Source organism: Pseudomonas sp. 2822-17 (genome assembly GCF_002742485.1).
Classification (GTDB): Bacteria; Pseudomonadota; Gammaproteobacteria; order Pseudomonadales; family Pseudomonadaceae; genus Aquipseudomonas; species Aquipseudomonas cyclaminis.
This window is the reverse complement of sequence record NZ_LJRZ01000362.1, coordinates 1-463: the sequence shown is the minus strand read 5'-3', so window position 1 is coordinate 463 and position 463 is coordinate 1. Positions and strand designations below refer to the sequence as shown.

Here is a 463-nt window from a genome sequence, read left to right as displayed (position 1 = left end):
AGTTGGTCTTGTAGGTCAAGTACATCCTAAAGTAGCTAAAGAATGGTCACTTCCAGAGACGTATGTTTTTGAAATGGATCTTCATAAAGTATTGGGTAACCTTTCTAAGGTAGTTCGCTATGATCCAATACCTCGTTATCCAGCAATGGAACGTGATATTGCTCTTGTCGTTGATGAAAGTGTGAAGAGTGAAGATGTGGAAAGGGAGATTGTTGCAATTGGCAGCCCTCTACTAAAACAAGTTGTATTATTTGACTTGTACCAAGGAGAGCACCTTGAAGATGGCAAGGAATCACTTGCATTCTCTTTACGTTACCAAGACCCTGAAAAAACTTTGACTGAAGAAGAGTGACTAGTGTCCATGAGAAGGTGTTAGAAGGACTAAAGGAAAAGCTAGGTGCTACGTTAAGAGCATAACTTTAAGAAGCTGGACAAAACTAACTAACAAGTAATTGTTAAAAGG

General features: G+C 39.1%; 1 pseudogene. It reads left to right on the top strand.

Features of this window, described 5'->3' with window-relative positions:
- A pseudogene (locus AOA60_RS34570) lies at positions 1-352 on the top strand (hypothetical protein); the annotation flags it as partial.
- Positions 353-463 lie beyond the last annotated feature (111 nt).